Source organism: Mesorhizobium abyssinicae, from assembly GCF_049887195.1.
Classification (GTDB): Bacteria; Pseudomonadota; Alphaproteobacteria; order Rhizobiales; family Rhizobiaceae; genus Mesorhizobium; species Mesorhizobium abyssinicae.
In genome coordinates, this window is record NZ_JARAKC010000001.1 from 321,386 (window position 1) to 342,518 (window position 21,133).

Annotated in this window: 19 protein-coding genes; 12 read left to right on the plus strand and 7 right to left on the minus strand. The window is 64.5% G+C overall.

The features are described from left to right. Nucleotides 1–175: 175 nt before the first annotated feature. Nucleotides 176–781, minus strand: a complete 606-nt coding sequence (locus tag PU724_RS01415) for an NADPH-dependent FMN reductase (RefSeq protein ID WP_127394201.1) — start codon at nucleotides 779–781, stop codon at nucleotides 176–178. A gap of 93 nt (nucleotides 782–874) precedes the next feature. On the opposite strand from PU724_RS01415, the gene PU724_RS01420 reads away from it, so the two are divergent. Then, nucleotides 875–1,243 carry a winged helix-turn-helix transcriptional regulator gene (locus PU724_RS01420; RefSeq protein WP_189605858.1) on the plus strand — a complete coding sequence of 123 codons (369 nt, stop codon included), beginning with the start codon at nucleotides 875–877 and terminating at the stop codon, nucleotides 1,241–1,243. 101 nt (nucleotides 1,244–1,344) lie between these two features. Here the strand turns inward: PU724_RS01420 and PU724_RS01425 are convergent, their stop codons facing one another. The 3 genes from PU724_RS01425 to PU724_RS01435 all read right to left on the minus strand — a co-directional run bounded on the left by PU724_RS01425 (nucleotide 1,345) and on the right by PU724_RS01435 (nucleotide 3,144). After that, nucleotides 1,345–1,638, minus strand: a complete 294-nt coding sequence (locus tag PU724_RS01425) for a hypothetical protein (protein WP_354419295.1) — start codon at nucleotides 1,636–1,638, stop codon at nucleotides 1,345–1,347. Nucleotides 1,639–1,708: 70 nt separating this feature from the next. Then, nucleotides 1,709–2,104 (minus strand): acyl-CoA thioesterase, encoded by a 396-nt coding sequence (locus PU724_RS01430; protein WP_126058720.1) that lies wholly within the window; start codon nucleotides 2,102–2,104, stop codon nucleotides 1,709–1,711. 98 nt (nucleotides 2,105–2,202) lie between these two features. Further along, a complete protein-coding gene (locus tag PU724_RS01435) occupies nucleotides 2,203–3,144 on the minus strand; it encodes a phosphoribosylaminoimidazolesuccinocarboxamide synthase (RefSeq protein WP_127284480.1) in 942 nt (313 codons plus the stop codon). A gap of 205 nt (nucleotides 3,145–3,349) precedes the next feature. Between PU724_RS01435 and PU724_RS01440 the strand changes: the two genes are divergently transcribed. Genes PU724_RS01440 through PU724_RS01450 form a run of 3 tightly spaced genes read left to right on the plus strand, consistent with a single transcriptional unit; the run spans nucleotide 3,350 to nucleotide 7,094 of the window. Continuing rightward, on the plus strand, nucleotides 3,350–4,966 hold the full coding sequence (locus PU724_RS01440) for a GMC family oxidoreductase (protein ID WP_127309712.1): 1,617 nt from the start codon (nucleotides 3,350–3,352) through the stop codon (nucleotides 4,964–4,966). Then, nucleotides 4,963–6,174, plus strand: a complete 1,212-nt coding sequence (locus PU724_RS01445; RefSeq protein WP_127284482.1) for a mandelate racemase/muconate lactonizing enzyme family protein — start codon at nucleotides 4,963–4,965, stop codon at nucleotides 6,172–6,174. Before PU724_RS01440 ends, PU724_RS01445 begins: the two co-directional genes overlap by 4 nt. Next, nucleotides 6,171–7,094 carry an NAD(P)-dependent oxidoreductase gene (locus PU724_RS01450; RefSeq protein ID WP_354419299.1) on the plus strand — a complete coding sequence of 308 codons (924 nt, stop codon included), beginning with the start codon at nucleotides 6,171–6,173 and terminating at the stop codon, nucleotides 7,092–7,094. The genes PU724_RS01445 and PU724_RS01450 overlap by 4 nt, the downstream gene beginning before the upstream one ends. A 92-nt stretch (nucleotides 7,095–7,186) precedes the next feature. Here the strand turns inward: PU724_RS01450 and PU724_RS01455 are convergent, their stop codons facing one another. Beyond that, on the minus strand, nucleotides 7,187–8,125 hold the full coding sequence (locus PU724_RS01455) for a diacylglycerol/lipid kinase family protein (protein ID WP_354419301.1): 939 nt from the start codon (nucleotides 8,123–8,125) through the stop codon (nucleotides 7,187–7,189). Nucleotides 8,126–8,924: 799 nt separating this feature from the next. Here PU724_RS01455 and PU724_RS01460 point away from each other — a divergent pair. The 4 genes from PU724_RS01460 to PU724_RS01475 all read left to right on the plus strand — a co-directional run bounded on the left by PU724_RS01460 (nucleotide 8,925) and on the right by PU724_RS01475 (nucleotide 11,593). Further along, nucleotides 8,925–10,040, plus strand: coding sequence for a hypothetical protein (locus PU724_RS01460; protein WP_354419303.1), 1,116 nt, complete (start codon nucleotides 8,925–8,927; stop codon nucleotides 10,038–10,040). A 122-nt stretch (nucleotides 10,041–10,162) separates the two neighbouring features. Beyond that, nucleotides 10,163–10,675 (plus strand): hypothetical protein, encoded by a 513-nt coding sequence (locus tag PU724_RS01465; RefSeq protein ID WP_128275656.1) that lies wholly within the window; start codon nucleotides 10,163–10,165, stop codon nucleotides 10,673–10,675. A gap of 122 nt (nucleotides 10,676–10,797) precedes the next feature. Continuing rightward, nucleotides 10,798–11,055, plus strand: coding sequence for a SemiSWEET family sugar transporter (locus PU724_RS01470; protein ID WP_126058713.1), 258 nt, complete (start codon nucleotides 10,798–10,800; stop codon nucleotides 11,053–11,055). Between the two features lie 55 nt (nucleotides 11,056–11,110). Next, nucleotides 11,111–11,593 (plus strand): YegJ family protein, encoded by a 483-nt coding sequence (locus PU724_RS01475; protein WP_354419306.1) that lies wholly within the window; start codon nucleotides 11,111–11,113, stop codon nucleotides 11,591–11,593. A 107-nt stretch (nucleotides 11,594–11,700) separates the two neighbouring features. On the opposite strand, the gene PU724_RS01480 is transcribed toward PU724_RS01475, so the two are convergent. Together PU724_RS01480 and PU724_RS01485 are read right to left on the minus strand one after the other, a co-directional pair. Further along, on the minus strand, nucleotides 11,701–12,672 hold the full coding sequence (locus tag PU724_RS01480) for a DUF3137 domain-containing protein (RefSeq protein WP_292350436.1): 972 nt from the start codon (nucleotides 12,670–12,672) through the stop codon (nucleotides 11,701–11,703). Nucleotides 12,673–12,736: 64 nt separating this feature from the next. Then, complete coding sequence (locus tag PU724_RS01485) at nucleotides 12,737–13,783, minus strand: CapA family protein (RefSeq protein ID WP_354419308.1); 1,047 nt, start codon at nucleotides 13,781–13,783, stop codon at nucleotides 12,737–12,739. A gap of 116 nt (nucleotides 13,784–13,899) precedes the next feature. Between PU724_RS01485 and PU724_RS01490 the strand changes: the two genes are divergently transcribed. The 4 genes from PU724_RS01490 (at nucleotide 13,900) to PU724_RS01505 (ending at nucleotide 21,071) form a co-directional block, all read left to right on the plus strand. After that, nucleotides 13,900–15,150 (plus strand): hypothetical protein, encoded by a 1,251-nt coding sequence (locus PU724_RS01490; protein WP_354419310.1) that lies wholly within the window; start codon nucleotides 13,900–13,902, stop codon nucleotides 15,148–15,150. 113 nt (nucleotides 15,151–15,263) lie between these two features. Beyond that, nucleotides 15,264–18,410, plus strand: coding sequence for an excinuclease ABC subunit UvrB (uvrB, locus tag PU724_RS01495; RefSeq protein WP_354419312.1), 3,147 nt, complete (start codon nucleotides 15,264–15,266; stop codon nucleotides 18,408–18,410). Nucleotides 18,411–18,986: 576 nt separating this feature from the next. Continuing rightward, nucleotides 18,987–19,265: a hypothetical protein gene (locus PU724_RS01500; protein WP_189340350.1), complete on the plus strand. Its 279-nt coding sequence runs from the start codon at nucleotides 18,987–18,989 to the stop codon at nucleotides 19,263–19,265. A gap of 279 nt (nucleotides 19,266–19,544) precedes the next feature. After that, nucleotides 19,545–21,071: an ABC-F family ATP-binding cassette domain-containing protein gene (locus PU724_RS01505; RefSeq protein WP_354420147.1), complete on the plus strand. Its 1,527-nt coding sequence runs from the start codon at nucleotides 19,545–19,547 to the stop codon at nucleotides 21,069–21,071. Nucleotides 21,072–21,133 lie beyond the last annotated feature (62 nt).

Sequence of the window (21,133 nt, forward strand, 5' to 3'; positions counted from 1 at the left end):
GCGCGAACGAGCCGCTTTCTTGGGAAGACGGCAGTCGCATATTGCGTCGAGAACCGGCCAGGCCATTGGTACAATGTTGCTGCGGCCGAGGCCACCGGCTGAAGCGTCCTTAAATTGAAAAGGGCGGCGCAAGCGCCGCCCCGTATCCCTTGGGAGGACAATCCGGATTGACGGCTCAGGCCGCCTTGGCTTCCGCGGTGATCGCGTCGGCGGCGCGGGCCGCCTTGAGCACCTTCGCCCACCAGGCGACGTCGTTGACGAGCGCCGCGGCGGCCTGGTTCAGATGCTCGAGATCCTCGAGCTTCTTCTCGCCCTGGCGAACCGCCAGGAAATCGCCCCAGGCGATATGGACCGCCGACTTGACCGGCGCCATCTGCAGCTCGACGGCGTAGAGGCGGAGCTGCTCGACGGCGCGCGAGCCGCCGACGCTGCCATAACCGACGAAGCCGGCCGGCTTCTTGTTCCACTCGTTGGCTGCGTAGTCGATGGCGTTCTTCAGCACACCCGTCGGGCCGTGATTGTATTCGGCAGCGGTGAAGATGAAGCCGTCGAAAGAGGCGACCTTCTTCTGCCAGCGCTGCGCCACTTCGTTCTGCGACGGCGCCCAGGCGGAGGAAGCGACCTCGTCGAAGAACGGCAGCGGGAAGTCGCGCAGGTCGACGACTTCGACGTCGATGTCGGCATGCGCCTTGGCGATCTTGGCGATCCACTCGGTCGGCACGTCGGCGAAGCGCGCGGCGCGCGTCGAACCGACGACAATGGCGATTTTGGGCTTGGACATTTTGGGAGGCTCTCCTTGCGGGAAATTGTGGTATCGTTTGGATACCGGCGCTATATGAGATACCGCAAAAGCGAAGTGCAAGGAGGCACGTTTTTGTTACTGAGGCACCCGCATATCACCGAAGACTGCCGCGCCGTGTCGGAAATCCTGCAGCGCGTCGGCGACAAATGGACCGTTCTGGTGGTCGGCAAGCTCGGCAACGGACCGCTGCGCTTCAATGAACTTCGCGCCGCCGTCGGCGGCATTTCGCAGAAGATGCTGACCACCACATTGCGCGGTCTGGAGCGCGATGGCTTCGTCATCCGCACCGTCTTTCCGACCATCCCGCCGCGCGTCGACTACGAGCTGACAGAGCTTGGCCACGAGCTGTTGGTCCCCGTCAGCGCGCTCGGCGCATGGGCGCGCAGGAACACCGCCAGGGTCAGGGCCGCGCGCGAGAAATTCGACGGTCTGCACGGCTGAAAGCCTGTTGCCGCAAGGATTTTTGGCGCAAGGCCCGCGAAAGATGAACCTTCGTGCCGACCCGTTTTCTGGTCGGCCGCTGTGGCGTGTCCGTCCCGTTTTCAGCTTACGGTGGATCGTCTCGCAGTCAGCCCGGCGGGCCGTCTGCTCGCGGCAATCGTCTGCGGTTTCTGGCCGGCGTCGCAACTGATCGCCAGGCATTTTTCGCATGCGCCCGGCGGCTTGCCGATGACGCTATTTTGCGAAGCGCAAGAGAGCCCGGCATCGGCTTGCTTGATCTCGGTATAGGCGGTTGCGGCGAGCAGGCCGAACAGGCCCAGGACGGCTCCCGCAAGAGCACCGTTCAGCGTTCGTTGACGCATTGTCTTCCCCCAAGCCCGGGCGGACTTGGTCACGGAAATTTGCGCACGACTGTGAAGGAACTCACGCAGCCCGCCGGCAGGGCCCTCGCCTGCCGGGGCCGGGTCAGCCTTCGGCCGGAACCGCCTTCGGCTTGCCCTCGCCGTCGAGCGCCACCATGACGAAATCGGCATGGGTGACCTTCTCCATCAGGTCGGAGAGATAGCGCTGCGCCCAGGCCTCGACCTTGAGCGCCATCGAGGTGCGGCCGACGCGCTCGACATGGGTGTAGATGCAGAGCGTGTCGCCGATCTTCATCGGCTTGGCGAAGGACATCTCCTTGACCGCCGCCGTCACCACGCGGCCCTTGGCGCGTTCGGCGGCGCGGATGCCGCAGGCAAGGTCCATCTGCGCCATTACCCAGCCGCCGAAGATATCGCCGGCCGCGTTGGCGTCCGAAGGCATGGCCAGCGTCCTCAGTGTCAGGTCACCGATCGGCCGTCCGTCCGCGTAGTGCACCATGCCAAAATCCCCGAGATCGATGACATGATCCCGTAGCGTCACCGCGCCGGCAGGTCAACGCGCCGCGGATGCTGTCGCAAGCAGCGGCTGGCTTGACCCTAAAAGTAGCGCTCGAGGTTCGCGCGGATGCGATCGAGCACGGTATCCCCGGAAACGTCGGGGGCGAATTCCTTGCCGGTGATCGCCTCATAGGCCTGCGCATAGACCCGCGAAGCCTGTTCGACGATCTCGTCCGGTATGGTCGGGATCGGCTCCCTGTAGGGGTCGCAGCGCGCCGCGACCCATGACCGGATAAAATCCTTGTCGAAGCTCTCGGGCCGTTCGCCGCTCGCAAAAGCCTGTTCGTAGCTGGCCGCGATCCAGTAGCGGCTGCTGTCCGGCGTGTGGATCTCGTCGGCCAGGATGATGGTCCCGTTTCTGTCGGTGCCGAATTCATATTTCGTGTCGGCGAGGATGAGCCCGCGTTCGGCGGCGCGCGCCTGGCCGCGGGCGAACAGCCGCAACGCGTAATCTGACACGGTATCCCACTGTGCTGGCGTAAGAAGCCCCTGATCGAGGATCTCTGCCTTCGACAGCGGCTCGTCATGGCCGCCATCCGAAGCCTTGCTCGTTGGCGTGATGACCGGCTCGGCCAGCTTCTCATTGTCGCGCAGGCCGTCCGGCAGGGTCATTCCATACATCACCCGTTCGCCCTTCCGGTACCGGGTCAGGATCGAGGTGCTGGTGGTTCCCGCCAGATAGCCGCGCACGACGATCTCGACCGGCAGGATATCGAGCCTTGTGCCGACGACGACGTTCGGGTCGGGATATTCCAGAACATGGTTCGGGCAGATATCGGCCGTTTCCTCGAACCAGTAGCGGGCGGTCTGGGTGAGGATCTCGCCCTTGAACGGGATCGAGGCCAGGATGATGTCGAAGGCGCTGAGACGGTCGGTGGCGATGATGATGCGCCTGCCGTCGGGCAGGTCGTAGTTTTCGCGGACCTTGCCCTTGTAGTAGCCTGGCAGTTCCGGGATGAAGGCATCGGAGAGGGTACGCATTTGGATCTCCTGCCTCCCGGGGATTGGTCGATGCCTTCGCATAAGCTCTCGACCCCGTGCATATCAAGCGGGATTGTCGGGTTATCCCGCTAGCCATCGCTATTGCGGCAGTCGTATTTTTCACAACCGATGCCGGAAGGCGCGGCGACGCGGCGAACCCGCCGCGTCTAGGCTGCGGCCAGATTACCGGAGCCGCCCACCAGTCATGCAGACCTATGATTTCATTATCGTCGGCTCCGGCTCGGCCGGTTCGGTGCTCGCCGAAAGACTGTCGGCCTCCGGCCGTTTCTCGGTCCTGGTGCTGGAGGCCGGCGGCACCGACCGCCGCTTCTACGTCCAGATGCCGCTCGGCTACGGCAAGACCTTCTTCGACCCGGCCGTCAACTGGAACTATAAAGCGGAGCCCGATCCTGGCCTTGGCGGCAATGCCGACCACTGGCCGCGCGGCAAGCTGCTCGGCGGCTCCAGCTCGATCAACGCCATGGTGTATATCAGGGGCGCGCGCGAGGATTTCGACGCCTGGGCGGCCGCCGGCAATCCAGGTTGGAGCTACGACCACCTGCTCCCCGCCTTCAAGGCGCTGGAGGACAATGAGGCCGGCGCCGACAGATGGCGCGGCGTCGGCGGTCCCTTGCACATCACCGACTGCGCAAATGCCGTCCACCCGCTGACGAAACGCTACCTTGCGGCAGCGCAGCAGGCCGGCCTGCCGCTCAATCCGGATTTCAACGGCGCTTCCCAGGAAGGCGTCGGCATCTACCAGATCACCACCAGGAACGGCCGCCGCATGTCGGCCGCCCGCGCCTTCCTGCGCCCGGCGATGAAGCGTGCCAATGTGCGCGTCGAGACAAACGCGCTGGCGACCAAAATCCTGTTCGAGGGCAAGCGCGCCGTCGGTGTCGAATATCAGCAGAACGGCGAGACCTGGACCGCGCGCGCTGGCCGTGAGGTCATCCTGTCCGGCGGCTCCATCAACTCCCCGCAGCTGCTTCAGCTCTCCGGTGTCGGCCCGTCGGCGCTGCTCGGAGACCTCGGCATTCCGCTCATCCACGCCAACGAGAATGTCGGCGCGAACCTGCAGGACCATGTCGGCATCAACTACACGTTCAAGGGCAGGCTGCCGACGCTGAACCAGATCCTGCGCCCCTGGTGGGGCAAGCTCATGGTCGGCATGCAGTACATCCTGTTCCGGTCCGGGCCGCTGTCGCTGTCGATGAACAATGCCGGCGGTTTCTTCCGCACCGACCCGACCCTGGCGCGGCCGAACATGCAGCTCTATTTCCAGGCCTTCTCCACCGTCATTCCCAAGAGCGGTGAGCGCCCGATCCTGACCCCCGACCCATGGCCCGGCTTTTCCATCGGCCTTTCCAACTGCCGCCCGTCGAGCCGCGGCGAGATCATGATCCGCTCGAGCAATCCGCGCGACTATCCGCGGATCACGCCCAATGCCTATTCGACCAACGCCGATGTCGACGAGATGCTGGCGGCGGTGAAGTTCGTGCGCAAGATCGCCGCGATGCCGGCGATGGCCGAGATCATCGAGGAAGAGGTTTTGCCCGGTCCGTCAATCACTTCCGACGCCGACCTGATTCAGGATTTCAGGAAGCGCTCGGGCACCGTCTACCATCCGGTCTCGACCTGCCGCATGGGGCCGGACGCCGCGCGCGCCGTTGTCGATCCGCGCCTCAGGGTGCACGGGATTGCCGGCCTGCGCGTCATCGACGCCTCAATCTTTCCCGACAACATCACCGGCAACACCAACGCCGCCTCGATCCTTACCGGATGGAAGGGCGCCGAACTGGTTCTGGAGGATCAGAAATGAAGATCACCGACGTCAAGACCTGGGTTGTCGGCAACCCGCCGCCCGGCATCGGCGGCAAGTATTTCATCTTCGTCAAGCTCACCACCGATGGCGGCGTGGTCGGCTATGGCGAGGCCTACAACGCCACCTTCTCCGGCCACGTCACCGCCAGGATGATCGAGGACATGGCCGAGCGTTATCTTGTCGGCCGCGATCCGCACGACATCGAGAACCTCTTCCGCCGCATCTATTCCTCCGGCTTCACCCAGCGCCCGGACGTTTCCGGCATGGGCTGTTTCTCGGCGCTGGAAATGGCCTGCTGGGACATCATCGGCAAGGAAGCGGACAAGCCGGTCTACAAATTGCTCGGCGGCCAGGTGCACGAGACGCTGCGTTCCTACACCTATCTCTACCCGCATACGGGCAGCGTGCATTCCGAGGACGCGCGCGGCAGGAACGTCTACAACGACCCGGAATTGGCCGCCGCCTGCGCGCTCGAATATGTCGAGCAGGGCTTCAACGCCGTCAAACTCGACCCGGCCGGCCCCTACACCGCTTTCGACGGCCACCAGCCGCGCCTAATCGACATCGACCTCTCCGCTCGCATGGTCAAGGCGATCCGCGAGGCCGTCGGAAACAGGGCGGACATCCTGTTCGGCACGCATGGCCAGTTCACTGCCTCGGGCGCGCTGCGTCTCGCCCGCGCCATCGAGCCCTATGACCCGCTGTGGTTCGAGGAGCCGGTGCCACCCGATATGCCCGAGGTGATGGCGCAGGTCGCCCGCGCGACCTCCATCCCCATCGCAACCGGCGAGCGGCTGACGACCAAATTCGAGTTCGCCCGCGTCATCGAGAACCGCGCCGCGACCATCCTGCAGCCCGACCTCGGCCGCTCCGGCGGCATCCTGGAAACCAAGAAGATCGCCGCCATGGCCGAGGCCTACCACATCCAGGTCGCGCCGCACTGCTATTGCGGTCCGATCGTCGGCGCCGCCAACATCCAGCTGGCGGTGACGCTGCCCAACTTCCTGATCCTGGAATCCCTGAAGCAGTGGGACGGTTTTCATGCCACGCTGCTGAAGAAGAAGATCGAGTGGCAAGACGGCAACGTCATTCCTTCGAAGGAGCCCGGCCTCGGCGTCGAGCTCGACGAGGCGGTTTGCGACGCGCATCCCTACAGCGGCAAGGATCTGCATCTGCAGATGATGCAGACGCCGTTGATGCCGTGAGGGAGCGGCCCGCTTACGCCTTCATCGGCCTAGGCCATCTCGGCGGCCACCTCGCCGCCAGCCTGGTCCGCAATGGTTTCGACGTCACCGTCTTCGACCGCTACCCGGCAGCCGTCGAGCGCTTGGTGGGCCTCGGCGCCAATGCCGCGAACAGCCCGGCCGAGGCCGCCGCCCGCGCCGGCAATGCCATCTCTTGCCTGCCATCGCCCAAGGTCAGCGAGACAGTGCTCGCCGGTCCCGGCGGATTGCTCGAAGGCCTGCCGGCTGGCGGCGCCTGGATCGAGATGTCGACCAACGGCCGCGACGAGATCGTGCGGCTCGCGGCACTGGCGTCGGCGAAGGGAATCGAGACGCTGGAATGCCCGGTCACCGGCGGCGTGCACATGGCGGCGGCGGGAAAGATCACCGCGCTGGTCGGCGGCGACGGCGCGCTTTACGAGCGGCACCGGCCGGCCATCGAGGCGATGTGCGCAAAATCCTTCCTGATGGGTCCGATCGGCTCGGCGGCGGTGATCAAGGTCATCACCAACATGCTGGCCTTCATCCATCTCGTCGCCGCCGGCGAGGCGCTGATGCTGGCCAAACAGGGCGGACTCGACCTCGCCCAAACCTACCACGCCATCGTCGCCTCCTCGGGCAACAGTTTTGTCCACGAGACCGAAAGCCAGCTGGTGCTTAACGGATCCTACGATATCGGCTTCACTATGGACCTGGCGCTGAAGGACCTCGGCTTCGCGCTTCGCATGGGCAAGGATTTCGGCGTGCCGCTCGATCTCGCCGCCCGCGTCAACGCGATCTTCGAGCAAGGCAAGGAGGCCTATGGCGGCAGCGCCTGGTCGACGCAGATCGTCAAGCTGGTCGAGGACGCGGTCGGCACCGACCTGCGCGCGCCCGGATTCCCGGCCAAGCTGGATATCTGAGGCGGCTAAACTTTACGAGCCATTTCAGCGAATTGGGTGGCTCGCCGGAATCAGGCCGGCAACCGCCTGAATCAATTCCTCAACGTCTTGATTCAGTATCTGAGCGTCAGCGCGTCGGGCAGGATCTCGAACGTCGCCGGAATCCGGCCCGGCGACTCGCCGTCTATGTCGACCAGCGCGCCGTTCTTTTCCACATCGCCGAGCGGTTCGACAACCACTTTCTTGCCGCGCAGGATGGTGATCGCCGGATGGTTGCGGTGCCGTCCGCCATAGAGCAGCCGGATGTCGAGGATCAGCCTCAGCTTGCTCGCCGCGCGCAGGATGACGATATCGAAGGCGCCGTCGCCGAGTTCCGCGTCGGGCGCGATCATCATGCCGCCGCCGAAGAACTTTCCGTTGGCGACCGCCACCAGCGCCATCCGCGCCTCGACCGGCGCGCCGTCGTCGACGGTGATCCTGACGTCCTGGAAGCGATAGCGGATGAACTCCAGAACCGTGCGCCAGAAGAACAGCGCCTTGGCCGAGACCTTGCCCTTGCGCTTGTCGGCGTTGACGGCGCGGTCCGTCGCCCCCGAGAGGCCCAGGCTGGCGATGTTGATGAAGTGGCGGCAGGCCAGCGCGCCATGATCGTCGATGTAGCAGATGCGCCCTGCATCGACCTTGCGCGGCTTGGCTTCGGCGATGTGCTTCAGCGTGGCATCGATGTCGCGCGGCAGGCCGAGCCCGCGAGCAAAGTCGATGCCGGTGCCGCAAGGCAAGAGGCCGAGCTCGCATATCCGGCCGGTTTCATCGAACGCCTGCAGCAGTCCGTCCGCCGTTTCGCTGGCCGTGCCGTCGCCGCCCGCCGCAATGACCAGATCGAAGCCGCTGGCAGCGAGGTCGAGCGCCAGCCTTTCGGCGTCGCCTTCGGCCTGTGTCTCGCGCAGCTCGAAATCGCCGAAATGCTTCTTCAGCGAAGCGCTGACCTCCGGCCAGTGCCGTTTCAGCCGGCCGCCGCCGGCAATCGGATTGAGAACAACCCCGACCTTCAAGCAACCTCCCCTGAAGGAATCACAGGAGCGCTTGCGCCTGGAATCCTTTGCCGGCATTGAAGCCCGCGCCGCCTCGCGGGGCAAGCGCCGAATGTCCGGCAATGCCGGATCAGGCGCAACGCGGCCGCGTTTCGCGCCTCTTTCGTCGGCTTCCCGAAAAAATCCTGCGCCGCCTTGGCTTGGTCCCCGATAATCCCGCTATCCACAGGCTGGGGGCAGTTCCCCAAAACCCTTACCCGGCGTACGTTGAACCCATCTCAGGCGGCTACCGATCGCCCAGCCGAAAGGCAAAGCGGAAAGGCGGATTTCCTGAGGCCCGTACGGTCCAGAACGAGAGCAGGCTTGCCTGTTGGAGGGACGGATGTCGGCGGGGCCGCGGAAAGCGTGCGAACGCCAACGGCGGACCGATGCTGCCATGAAGGCCGGTGAAAACCTTCGATGGCACGCTGGGCGAAGCCCGCAAAGGTGGAGACCGGCGGGGTCTGGAACGGGCGCTGCCCTCGGGTGGCGACTGGCAGGACCGTCAAAATCAAGGCCGGCTTGGCGCGACATCTTTCGGGAGTTGCTGCCGCGACCGTGTCCTGATCTGACAGGGAGGCGCTGGGAGAAATCCCAGCGCCGACTGTTTTTGGGCTTTCCCTTTCGCAACGGGCGCCGGAATCGGCTAACGTTCCATGTCGATTGAAGGGGATGCTTCATGACGCTGTTCTGGAGGCCTGCCATCGCCCATGCCACAGGACGGCCGAGGTTCGCGCGGGCAAGGCGCGGCCACGACCCCTTCGCCATGGCCTGAACGGCCATGATCCTGCTCCGTTGGCTGCGACGCATCGTCAAGACGATCCTTTGGCTGGCGGTGATCATCGTGCTCATCCCGGTGGCCGGGCTGGGCTACGGTTTCCTGACCACCTCGTCGCTCACGCCCTTGGAGGGTGTCGCCGACGGCGCCCCGCCAAACCCGCTCGCGAAAAAGGTCCGCGCCGAAATCCCCGGCTACCAGCAGCCGCGGCAAGCGACCTATCTCGCCTATCCGTACTGGACGGTCGTCTACGCGGCTCACGACTATGCCGGCTTCGTCGCCAAGGACCAGCCGAGCGGCTTTCCCTACTGGTCCTATATCGGCCGCTTCTGGCAGGGCTACGCGACGATGATCCGAGCCAGTTCGGGGAGCGAATTCAACGTCGCCGATCACCGCACGCAGGTCGTCATCGGCATCGGCCAGACCGTCGAACTGGCACTGCAATGGGCCTATGAAAACACCGTTGGCCGCATCACCGAGGCGATCGCCGGCAGGCGCACAGCGACCGACGGCTACCAGGCCAGGATGGCGAATGAATACGCCGGCTTCCTCGACCGGGCGCCGTGGTACCAGTTCCCCTATGCCGAAAAACGCGCCGGACTGTTCGGCGTCCAGCCGGCGCCGGGCGATGGCGCAGTACGCAGCGGCGAGCGCAAGCTCGCCTTCGGCCTCGCCGACACCGTCAAGCAGGTCTATGCCGGGTTCGTCAGCGCTACATTAGCCCCGGCCTCCGATCCGGCCGGCATCCATGTCTGGGCCAAAGGGCCGGTCGGCGAGGCGACGCGCACCGAGCCGGACACGCTGCTCGAGCGTGATTTCGGCTCCGATGGCACGGTCTTCGTCACCGGGGATGGTCAACTGAGCGAGATGATCCCGCGCCTGATCGACAAGGGCGTTTCCTTCGTCGAGATCGGCGGCAATGACGAGATCATGCTCACCGTGCTTTCGCCAGCCGAGATCGCCATGCCTGAAGGGACGCGTGCCCTGTTCAGCTATCCGCTCCCGACCGACCCGGACACGCGCCGGACCGGCCTGACCGTCGCCGTGCGCAAGCTGCATGTGGCGTTGCCGGCGCTGATCAAAGCCGGTGCCAGGCTCGAGCACGTCTACGACGGTTGAGGCTTTTCAGTCACAGCGGGAGCCTCGGAAACATTCCGTCACGCAGAAATCACAATCGTGGCCAAATCCCGCCTTGTTCCCCGGCGACTGGTCATTTGGGAACGAATCCGAAGGACAAGACCGTGATCAAGACCGCCCTTGTCGCCATGACCATCGTCGGCTGCGACTGCGACGCTAAGCTTTGCGAGTATATCGGCGAAACGCCGGCCAAGTGGGCGACGATCGCCGATTGCGAAGCGGCGATGAAAAGCCAGATGCTGCACGAGCGCAACTTCAACTATCCGCTGGTCTCAGGCATCTGCCGCGCCAAGGGCTCGGCGTCTTCCTCCGAACTCGCCACGATAGCCTCGAAGCCTGACCTGACGCCCAGGCAGGCCACGGTCGATCCGCTGCCGCCTGAGCTCAGCCATCGGCCCAGCGTCCCCGTCGGCTCGCCGGCCACGGTAGCGGAAACCGAAGCCGCGAAGCCGGTCGCCTATGAAGCGGCGGTCAATGGCGGCAGCGCGGTGCTCTACCGCACCAAGGCCGGCTACGCCGTGGTCAAGACCGATCTCAGCCGCGCCGCGTCCGCGACGGTCGGCATGGCCAAGCGGTCGGCGGGCTGGCTGGCCGGGATCGTGCCGAGCGGACTTTAAGCAACAAAGCGGGGCGACCCGCTTTGTTTGATTGGTCCAGCGGCGCTGCCCGCTTCCCAGGACTCGGTCGATCTGCCATAGGACGCACCGCACATCAGGTGCTTGCTCGAAAGTTCCCGCCCTTGCATCCCGCAATCGAAATCATCGGCGCGTTTGCCGCCCTCATCACCACGCTTGGCTGGATTCCGCAGGTCGCCAAGGTCGCGCGCGAACGCCGCGCCGGCGACATCTCGCTGTTCGCCACCGGCTCCATCGCCACCGGCGTCTTCCTGTGGACGCTTTACGGCCTGCTGATCGGCTCCTGGCCGGTCATCCTCGCCAATGGCGTCACCTTCCTGTTCGTGATCGCCATCCTCGGCATGAAGCTGCGCTTCGGTTGAAAGCCGGCACTTGATGCACGATGATGCCGGCCTTCCGGGGTGGAGGGGTCGTTGCATGAAGGTCTTAGCCCGCGCGGTGCTGTCCCTGATGCTGGCGTTTGCGCCCGCGCATGTTCAGGCGCAAGGCGACGACAAGACCGTCATGGTGCGGTCGGACGATCCCGAGATGACGGCGGCGATAGAACAGGCTCGAGCCAGCCTGGATGACTTCCTGGCCTTGTCCGAGGCCCCGCCGCCAGGAACCGACAAATTCAAACTGAAGGTGATGATCGTCGATGGCGATGCGACGGAGCATTTCTGGGTCATCCCCTTCAAGCGCACCGCCAATGGCTTTGCCGGCATTTTGGCCAACGAGCCCGAGATCGTCCAAAATGTCGTCTACGGCCAGTATATCGAATTCTCCCGCGACGACATTTCCGACTGGGGCTACATCAGGGACGGCCATCAGGTCGGCAGCTACACCGTCTGCGTGATGCTGAAGAAGATGTCCGAGCAGGATGCGGATAATTTGCGCAGCAATTACGGCTTCGACTGCTGAGAGCCAATGCATGTCGCGCAAAACTGTGCAGCGGTTTTGCGAAAACGACATGCATAAAAACAAAGACCTAAAGCGGTCGCCTGGATCCGCTTCCAGCGCGACGCGCTTTAGCCGGCCGCGTCGTCCGCGGCGCCGATCTTGCGCACCAGCGCCGCCGTCGCCAGCATGGCGCCGAGATCTGCGATCATCGGCGCGATATGGGTCTGGTAGTCGATCGGCACGGAGATGTCCGGCAGCTCGAAGAAATTCTTGCTGCGCGGCATGAGCAGGAAGCCGTCGCTGCCGTTGAGCGCGATGCGGGCCTGGTCATATGGCCATGTCTCGCCGAGCCAGGTCAGCGCGCTGGCCAGGCGTCCGGTGACCAGCGGCCTCGCCGCGTCGACATTGTCGGTGCGGAACTCGTAGCTGGCGTCGAGTTCCGGCACGCCGCAGGCCAGTTCCTGCAGCTTGCTGGAGAACATGCCGCGGAAGAAGCCGACCACCTTGCCGGCCTTGCGCGCCGCAACCAGCATGCCTGGGAACGGCTCGATGGTCTCGAAGGCGACGATGACGCCCTTGAAGACCGTCTGCTGGCTCTTGCCGGAGCCCTCCGTCAGCTTCGCCTCGTAAAGCTCGAAAGGGAAGTCCTCGTAGCGGCCAGATATGATGTCGTCGAAGCTCTGCCGGTTGAACGCCCCAATCGTCTCGCGCGGCAGCCGGTCGAAGGAATTCGGCCGCACGCCATGCTGGTAGCGCACATCGCGGACGAAGCCGAAGATCATCGGCAGAACCGTATCGCGGAACGATTGCTGCAGCCTGGTCGCCGGTCTCACCGCCTGGAAATAAAGCAGCACCGCCGCCCCGAAGCCGCCGACATAGAGGAAGACGTGCGGGGTCGAGAACCATTGCTCGTTGGGGTCGGCGGCCGCGTTGAACAGCCAGGCGACAAGCGCCACGAACACCAGCACCAGGCCGACGAACAGCGGCACCCGCCAGCGGACCTGCCGGTAGGTTGAAGCCCGCTTCGCCTCATAGGCTTCGATGTCTTTCCTGATGCCGGCGATCACCGCCTCGCTCGGCATGAAATCCGCCGCTTCCATCGCCACCCCCGCCGCAGAGACTGTACCTCGTGCGGCCATGATAGCGGCTTTTGCGCAAAAGTCGTCAGGCCTCGGCCGGCTCGCCGAAGATCGCCTTGAGCCGGCCCTCGACCTTGCCGCGCAGTCGGCCCTTGAGCGCTTCGACAGGGACCAGCCGCTCATGGCCGCCGAGGCGCTGCCGCATGAAGGGATGCAGCCGGTAGGCCGCTATGGCGCCGCGCATGCCGAGGTCGGCGCCGACATCGACAACGAGGATGGAGCCGATGCGTCCCGGCCATGGCTGGCGGGCAAAGGCCGTGCCGAGAAAATCGCCGAGCCCGTAGGCGACAAGCGTCTTGCCGATCCGCTCCATCGGCTGCACGACATGGGCGTGATGGCCGGCGATGAGACCGACGCCCTGACCCGCCAGTTGTCCGGCCAGCGACCGTGTTTCCGGTCTTGGAAAGTGCTGGAACTCCCAGCCCCAATGCGGCACGGCGCAGACGAGGTCGACGTCCCTGGCCGCGTCGCGCGGCCCCGGATCGCTTCGCATCGACACGCGGCTCGCGAACGGCGCGGCGTCGGCATTGCGCCACTGCGTGAAGGCGAAGAGGCCTATGGTCAGCGGTCCGACCGCGAACCGCTCGATCGGCGCCTTCGCGGCAGTGCCGATGCTGCGGACACCAAGCCGCTTCAGTGTCCGGACGGTCTCCTCGAAACCCGCGACGCCCTGGTCGAGCATGTGGTTGTTGGCCAGCGACAGGACGAGTTTCTCGCGCGCAATGCCGACCGCCGCCAGGGCGTCGGCAAGGAAGCGCTCCGTCATCGCATGATGCGTGCCGAGCCTTGTGCCGACCACGGCGCTTGGCCGCTCGACGACGGGACTTTCGCAATTGCCGACCACCAGGTCGGCGGAGGCGAGCAGCGCCGCGAGGGCCGGATCGCACTCCGGCGCACTGCGGTTGGCGACCGCCGAGATGTCGCCGAGGAAGGCCAGCCGCACCTTCCGCGCCGGCGGCGGCTCGATCAGCGTCGCGGCCGGCGGCGCAAAGCCTCGTGCCTCGCCGCCGAGCGACGGCCGCAGGAAACGCGGCAGCCAGGACAGTTTGTAGGAGAGCGGATAGTTCGACACGCAATGCCCATTCGTTTGCCCTGTGTAGACCGTCTGCCCGGCAGGAGGAAGCAGCAGACGAAGCGCCGCAAATCTGTGTATTCTCGCCGATGGAAGACCCGACGGGAGGATCCGAAATGACCCGATTGCCGAGCCTTGTCGCATCCGCGCTCACTCTGTTCCTGCCGCTTGCTTCTCCTTGCGCCGCTGCCCCCGATCCCGCTCCGCTGTTCGAGGCCAAGACCGTCACCGAGCGCAACAGCGCGCTCGCCGCGCTTGAGGCAGCCGCGCCCAGCGATCCGGCATCGGCATACGCCGCCGGCGCCGGCGAATTCTTCACCGCGCTGGAGATCCTGGCCGGCGGCCTGCATCGCCACGGCTTCGAAAGCCCGCAATCCTTCATGCTGCCCTTGATGCGGTTGCCGGTGCCGGACAACCCCAATCCCGAGCCGCTCACCTATGAGAAATTCCGCGCCATACTGGTCGCCTTCCGCGACCGGCTGCAGAAATCCGCCGCCACGCTCGGCTCCCTGCCGGCCGATGCCGATATTGGCATGGTCATCGATCTCACCCGTCTCGGCATCGACCTCAACGAGGACGGCAATATCGCCCCGGACGAGAGTGCCGCGGCGATCATGGCCGCGCTGTCGCGCAGCGGCGCCCCGGACGGGCCGGCGCCGTCGCTGACCTTCCGCTTCGATCGCGCCGACGGCTACTGGCTGCAGGGCTATGCCGAGTTCCTGATGGCGCAGGCCGACTTCTGGCTGGCGCATGATTTCAAGACCATGTTCGACGGCTCGTTCCACATGCTGTTCCCGCGCGCCAAACTGCCGCTGCAGGACGTGCTGGTGCCGCCGGACGGCGGCATGAGCGGCTCGATCTTCGCTTCCGAATGGCGCTTCGCCGACTTCATCTCGCTGGTGCATCTGGTCAACTGGTCGGTGGTCGAGCCGGAACGCCGGCAGGCCGCGCGCCGCCATCTGCTGGAGATGATCCGGCTGTCGCGCGAGGACTGGAAGGCGATCCGCGCCGAGACCGACAACGACCGCGAATGGCTGCCCGGTCCAAAGCAGAAAGGCCCGAACCCGCTCACCGGCCTCGAAGTCAGCGAGGAACAGGTCACGGCCTGGCTCGCCACGCTCGACATGGCCGAGGACCTGCTCGAAGGCCGCGTGCTGCTGCCGCATTTCCGCATCGCCGGCAAGGGCATCAACATGAAGCGCTTCTTCGACGAGCCGAAGACGTTCGACCTCGTGCTGTCGATCACCGGGCCAGCCATCGCGCCCTATTTCGAGAGCGGCAGGATCCTGACCGGCGACGACTTCGACCAGATCCAGCGCGAGTTCGGCGGCGCCGGCTTCCTGACCTTCGCGCTGTGGTTCAATTGAAGGCACAGGCCCGCCACCGCTCCTGACAGCCTGCTGTCAGCAGCATCGGTGGCGGGTGCGTGCCCCGACACTCCGCTCTTTCCATTTCGGGCGAGTCCTCCCATATTCGGGCCATGGCCAAACTCCCCGACAAGAAAACGCCGTCGCAGGCGCAGGACGACCGTGGCGCGCCGAAGCGGCGCAGCCCGCTGACCGAATTCCTCGACGCCGCAGAACCCCTTGAGCCCGGCGGCTTTGCCGAAGCGCCGCAGGCCGACTTTGCCGGCGCGCCGCTGACCGGCTCGATCGCCGACTGGGCCGGCCAGATCGAGCGCGAAGCCGAGAAGCAGCCGAAGGCGAAAGCACTCAAGAAGATCCCTGAACGCTCGTCCGCGCCCGGGCGCACGGCGCGCGGCACCTCGATGGGCGGCGCGGCGTCAGCCAAGGAGCGTACGGCCGCGGGGCTCAACCCGGTCGCCGGCCTGGACATCAGCCTGGAGGATGCCGAGTCGATTTCGTCCGGCGGCGTCACCGCCACGGTGGCCGCGCTGTCGGCGCTGATCGAGTCCGGCAATCCGCTGCACAAGGACGGCGTGCTGTGGACGCCGCACCGCCCTACCCGCCCAGAAAAGTCGGAAGGCGGCATCGCCATCAAGATGGTGTCGGATTTCGAGCCGGCCGGCGACCAGCCGACGGCGATCAAGGACCTGGTCGAAGGCGTCGATCAGAACGATCGCACCCAGGTGCTGCTCGGCGTTACCGGCTCAGGCAAGACCTTCACCATGGCCAAGGTGATCGAGGAGACGCAGCGCCCTGCCCTGATCCTGGCGCCGAACAAGACGCTGGCCGCGCAGCTCTACGCCGAGTTCAAGAAGTTCTTCCCCGAAAACGCCGTCGAGTATTTCGTCTCCTACTACGACTACTACCAGCCCGAGGCCTATGTGCCCCGGACCGACACCTATATCGAGAAAGAATCCTCGATCAACGAGCAGATCGACCGCATGCGCCACTCGGCGACGCGCTCGCTGCTGGAACGCGACGACGTCATCATCGTCGCTTCGGTCTCCTGCATCTACGGTATCGGCTCGGTCGAGACCTATACGGCGATGACCTTCCAGATGCAGATCGGCGACCGGCTCGACCAGCGCGCTCTGCTCGCCGATCTCGTTGCCCAACAATACAAGCGCCAGGACATCAACTTCGTCCGCGGCTCTTTTCGCGTGCGCGGTGACACGATCGAGATCTTCCCGGCTCACTTGGAAGATCGCGCCTGGCGCATCTCCATGTTCGGCGACGAGATCGAGCAGATCACCGAGTTCGACCCGCTGACCGGGCAGAAGACCGGCGAGCTGAAAAGCGTCAAGATCTACGCCAACTCGCACTACGTGACGCCGCGCCCGACCTTGAATCAGGCCATCAAGTCGATCAAGGAAGAGCTCAAGCACCGCCTGCAAGAGCTTGAAAAGGCTGGCCGTCTGCTGGAGGCGCAGCGGCTGGAGCAGCGCACCCGCTTCGACCTGGAGATGCTGGAGGCGACCGGCTCCTGCGCCGGCATCGAGAACTATTCGCGCTACCTGACCGGCCGCCAGCCGGGCGATCCGCCGCCGACGCTGTTCGAATATGTGCCCGACAATGCGCTGATCTTCATCGACGAAAGCCACGTCACCGTGCCGCAGATCGGCGGCATGTATCGCGGCGACTTCCGCCGCAAGGCGACGCTGGCCGAGTACGGTTTCCGCTTGCCATCCTGCATGGACAACCGGCCGCTGCGCTTCGAGGAATGGGACGCCATGCGTCCTCTGTCTGTCGCAGTTTCGGCGACGCCCGGCGGCTGGGAACTGGAGCAGTCCGGCGGCGTCTTCGCCGAGCAGGTCATCCGCCCGACCGGCCTGATCGACCCGCCGGTCGAGGTGCGTCCGGCCAAGAGCCAGGTCGACGATGTCGTCGGCGAAATCCGCGAGACGACCAGGGCCGGCTACCGCACGCTGGTCACCGTGCTCACCAAGCGCATGGCCGAGGACCTCACCGAATATCTGCATGAGAACGGCATCCGGGTCCGCTACATGCATTCCGACATCGACACGCTGGAGCGCATCGAGATCCTGCGCGATCTGCGCCTCGGCGCCTTCGACGTGCTGGTCGGCATCAACCTGCTGCGCGAGGGCCTCGACATCCCCGAATGCGGCTTCGTCGCCATTCTCGACGCCGACAAGGAAGGTTTTTTGCGCTCCGAAACCTCGCTGATCCAGACCATTGGCCGCGCCGCCCGCAACGTCGACGGCAAGGTCATCCTCTACGCCGACCAGATCACCGGCTCGATGGAACGCGCCATGGCGGAAACCAACCGCCGCCGCGAGAAGCAGATGGAGTGGAACGCCGCCAACGGCATCACGCCTGAATCGGTCAAGTCGCGCATCGCCGACATCCTCGATTCGGTCTACGAGAAGGACCATGTCCGCGCCGACATCTCGCAGTTCACCGACGATGCCGGTGCGATGATGGGCAACAATCTGAAGACCCATCTCGAGGCGCTGGACAAGCAGATGCGCGACGCCGCCGCCAATCTCGATTTCGAGAAGGCCGCCCGCGTCCGCGACGAGATCAAGCGGCTGCGCGAGATGGAGCTTGCCATCTCCGACGACCCGCTGGCACGCGAGGTCGAAAGCCAGAGCCCGGCCTCGGGCCGCGAAAAGGGCAAGCACAACAAGGGCGTGGCGAAACATCGTACGGCCGAGGAACAGGAGCGCTTCCGCAGGCTCGACGAAGCACGTGCCGCCGAAGCGGCTGCCAAGGCTGCCCGGCCCAACCTCTTCCGCAAGCCGCAACTCGACGAAATGGGCGCCGACGGCGCCGTGCCGGTGAAGAAGCCACTGTTCGCCAAACCGTCGATCGACGACATGGGCCCCGGCACCGACATGCCGACGCCCGCGGGTGCCGTGTCGCGCTCGCTGTTCAAGAAGCAGTCGGCGCAGGAGGCGCACGGCTCCGACTTCGGCATCCCCGGCGAGCCCACCAAACCTCTGTTCAAGAAGAACTCGCTCGACGAGATGACAGTGCGGCGGACCGAAAAGCCGGTCGAAGGAAAAGTGCCGGCAAAACCAAAGCCAATCTCCCCCCATGTGGGGGAGATGTCCGGCAGGACAGAGGGGGGCGCGAAGGAACGCGACGATTCCCCTAAACCAATCGTTCGCCAGCGCGCCGGCATCGGCTCTTACGAAGACCCAGGCGATGCCCGCCGCGAGAAGCGCCGGCCGGGCAAGACGGGGCGACCGGGGAAGTAACGGCCCGTCGAAAAACGGAGCCATCTCTATAGAGCATCGGTGATCGATGTAGCCTATAAGGTACCAATATCACCGATTTCGGGAAGACCGTCAGCGAGCACATTCGTTAAGCTGATCTGTCTATTCCACATCGAAATCCACCAAGACGGAGCCATCGTCTGCTATCGCGCATAGACTAATTATTTGCAGGACATATTCTTCTAAAAGAAGAAACTCGTCCTTAGATATCACTGAGTTATTATTAATTTTTGCAAGAATATCTTCCGCAAACGAAGGTGAATCTAATATAAGCGTGATCCATGTGTATCTAAATCGAATATCACCTGTCGAACTTCTACGGATGCTTTCGAATATTGATGTATATTCGTTTTGATTTATTTCCTCGTTCATTTCAGATCCAGCCCATCGAAGTCAACACCGACGAATGGTCGTGTGTGTTGGTACGCACATCTGACCTTCCACGATCCGTAAAGTCTATATCCTTAACCGGGCTCCCATCGGCGTCAAACTCTCACCTCGATGGTCGTTGTTCGCAGACTTCAGGAAGACGAATTCAAAGTCTGTTTCGTCGAGCCTATGCAGGACGTAACCGCCACCGCGGAGGCAGTCGTGGACATATGGCAATATGCCGACGCGTTGGATTTGGATGAAATCGGCCTGCCCTATTTGAACGACGTCCACTATGTCTATCGGGACGCGCTAAGTCGGTTCGATCAGGTTCTGATCGGTACCGGCCGCTTCAACACCCTTCTGGTCATCGTCGTCGATCGCGGCAAAAGCGCGGTGTTCGGCCACTTCTTACTCGACTTGAATAAGGAGTACGGAGTGAGCGGTGGCCATTTGAGGTCCGTCTGACCCGAAGTCTGCCGACCCATTGCCATTGGCCCTCCCCCGGTGTACCCAATCTCCCTACTCGAACGTCCAGAAAGGAGGGCTGCGTGTTTATCGATCACCATCGTCAGCGTGGCCCGATTTGCGCCCTGCGAGCTTGCTTGCAGGGCTGACCGGACGGTCCGGGTTTTCCCGTTTCGATTTTTGGTCTGCCCTTCGTGGTGCCGCTAAGCTGATCCGTTGATCAGCCAGCGGACCGTCAAAGTGCATCAGCCGGTTCCCGGCAAGACCAGAGAAATCGACATGGCCCTGATCAGCCTCAAATCCCTCGGCGTCATTATGAGCGCGCCGCTCTTCGCCAATCTCGACCTCACCATCGCCGCCGGCGACCGGCTCGGCATCGTCGCCGCTAACGGCCGCGGCAAATCCACCTTGCTCAAATGCCTGACCGGCGAGTTGGAAGCCACCAGCGGCGACATCACCCGGTCGCGCGGCCTGCGCGTCGGCCATGTCGAGCAATCAGTCCCCGACGCGCTTCTCGATCGGACCTTCCATCAAGTGGTGGCCGACACCTTGCCGCCCGACCAGGCCGATAGTGAGCTGTGGCGGGTCGATGTAGTTCTCGACTCCCTCGACGTGCCGGAGCCCATGCGCGAAAGGACGATGCGCGCTTTGAGCGGCGGCTGGCAGCGATTGGCGCTGATCGCCCGCGCATGGGTCGCCGAACCCGATGTGCTGCTGCTCGACGAGCCGACCAACCATCTCGACCTGGCGAAAATCGGCCAGCTGGAAAACTGGCTGAACGCGCTGCCGCGCGAGGTGCCGGTGGTGATTGCCAGCCACGACCGCGCCTTCCTCGACGCCACCACCAACCGCACGCTGTTCCTGCGCCCGGAGCAGTCGCCGGCCTTCTCGCTTCCCTATTCGCGGGCGCGCGAGGCGCTCGATGACGTCGATGCCTCGACGGCGCGCAAGTTCGAGCGCGACATGAAGGTCGCCCAGCAACTCCGCCGCCAGGCGGCCAAGCTCAACAACATCGGCATCAATTCGGGCAGCGACCTGCTGACCGTCAAGACCAAGCAGCTCAACCAGCGGGCGGAGAAGCTGGAAGAAGCGGCCATGCCGGCGCACCGCGAGCGTTCGGCAGGCACGATCAGGCTCGCCAACAGCGGCAGCCACGCCAAGGTCATGATCACGCTCGACGACGCGGCAGTGGAAACACCTGACGGCACGCTGCTGTTCCGCACCGGCAAGCGTCACATCTGCCAGGGCGACCGCATCGTGCTGCTCGGCCGCAACGGGGTCGGCAAGTCGCGCTTCGTCACCCTGCTCCGCAACGCCGTCGCCGAGCCGGAAAGCGTACGGAACGTGAAGGTGACGCCGTCGACGATGCTCGGCTACAGCGATCAGGCTCTGTCGGGCATGAGCGGCGACGACACGCCGCTGGCGATGGTGACACGCAGATTCGACATTGGCGAACAGCGCGCCCGCTCGCTGCTCGCCGGGGCCGGCGTCGGCATCGACATGCAGGCGCGCCGGATCGGGCTTTTGTCAGGCGGGCAGAAGGCCCGGCTGGTGATGCTGGCGCTGAGGCTTGCCAATCCCAATTTCTACCTGCTCGACGAGCCGACCAACCATCTCGACATCGACGGTCAGGAAGCGCTGGAGGCGGAACTGCTGGCGCATCAGGCGAGCTGCGTTCTCACCTCGCACGACCGCGCCTTCATCCGCGCCGTCGGCAACCGCTTCTGGCTGATCGAGAAACGCCGGCTGACCGAGGTCGACGACCCCGAGGATTTCTTCCGCGCGGTGGCCGGAACGGGCGGCTGAAGAATCTCCGGTCGAAAAAATCCGGCGATCTGTCGGATCGCCGGGATGCGCCACGTCCTTGG

Coding starts and splice junctions, on each gene's coding strand:
- PU724_RS01415 (WP_127394201.1), bottom strand. CDS start 781: ATGTCCAAGCCCAAAATCGCCATTGTCGTCGGTTCGACGCGCGCCGCG.
- PU724_RS01430 (WP_126058720.1), bottom strand. CDS start 2,104: ATGGTGCACTACGCGGACGGACGGCCGATCGGTGACCTGACACTGAGG.
- PU724_RS01435 (WP_127284480.1), bottom strand. CDS start 3,144: ATGCGTACCCTCTCCGATGCCTTCATCCCGGAACTGCCAGGCTACTAC.
- PU724_RS01440 (WP_127309712.1), top strand. CDS start 3,350: ATGCAGACCTATGATTTCATTATCGTCGGCTCCGGCTCGGCCGGTTCG.
- PU724_RS01445 (WP_127284482.1), top strand. CDS start 4,963: ATGAAGATCACCGACGTCAAGACCTGGGTTGTCGGCAACCCGCCGCCC.
- PU724_RS01460 (WP_354419303.1), top strand. CDS start 8,925: ATGATCCTGCTCCGTTGGCTGCGACGCATCGTCAAGACGATCCTTTGG.
- PU724_RS01475 (WP_354419306.1), top strand. CDS start 11,111: ATGAAGGTCTTAGCCCGCGCGGTGCTGTCCCTGATGCTGGCGTTTGCG.
- PU724_RS01480 (WP_292350436.1), bottom strand. CDS start 12,672: ATGGAAGCGGCGGATTTCATGCCGAGCGAGGCGGTGATCGCCGGCATC.
- PU724_RS01490 (WP_354419310.1), top strand. CDS start 13,900: ATGACCCGATTGCCGAGCCTTGTCGCATCCGCGCTCACTCTGTTCCTG.
- uvrB (WP_354419312.1), top strand. CDS start 15,264: ATGGCCAAACTCCCCGACAAGAAAACGCCGTCGCAGGCGCAGGACGAC.
- PU724_RS01500 (WP_189340350.1), top strand. CDS start 18,987: ATGCAGGACGTAACCGCCACCGCGGAGGCAGTCGTGGACATATGGCAA.
- PU724_RS01505 (WP_354420147.1), top strand. CDS start 19,545: ATGGCCCTGATCAGCCTCAAATCCCTCGGCGTCATTATGAGCGCGCCG.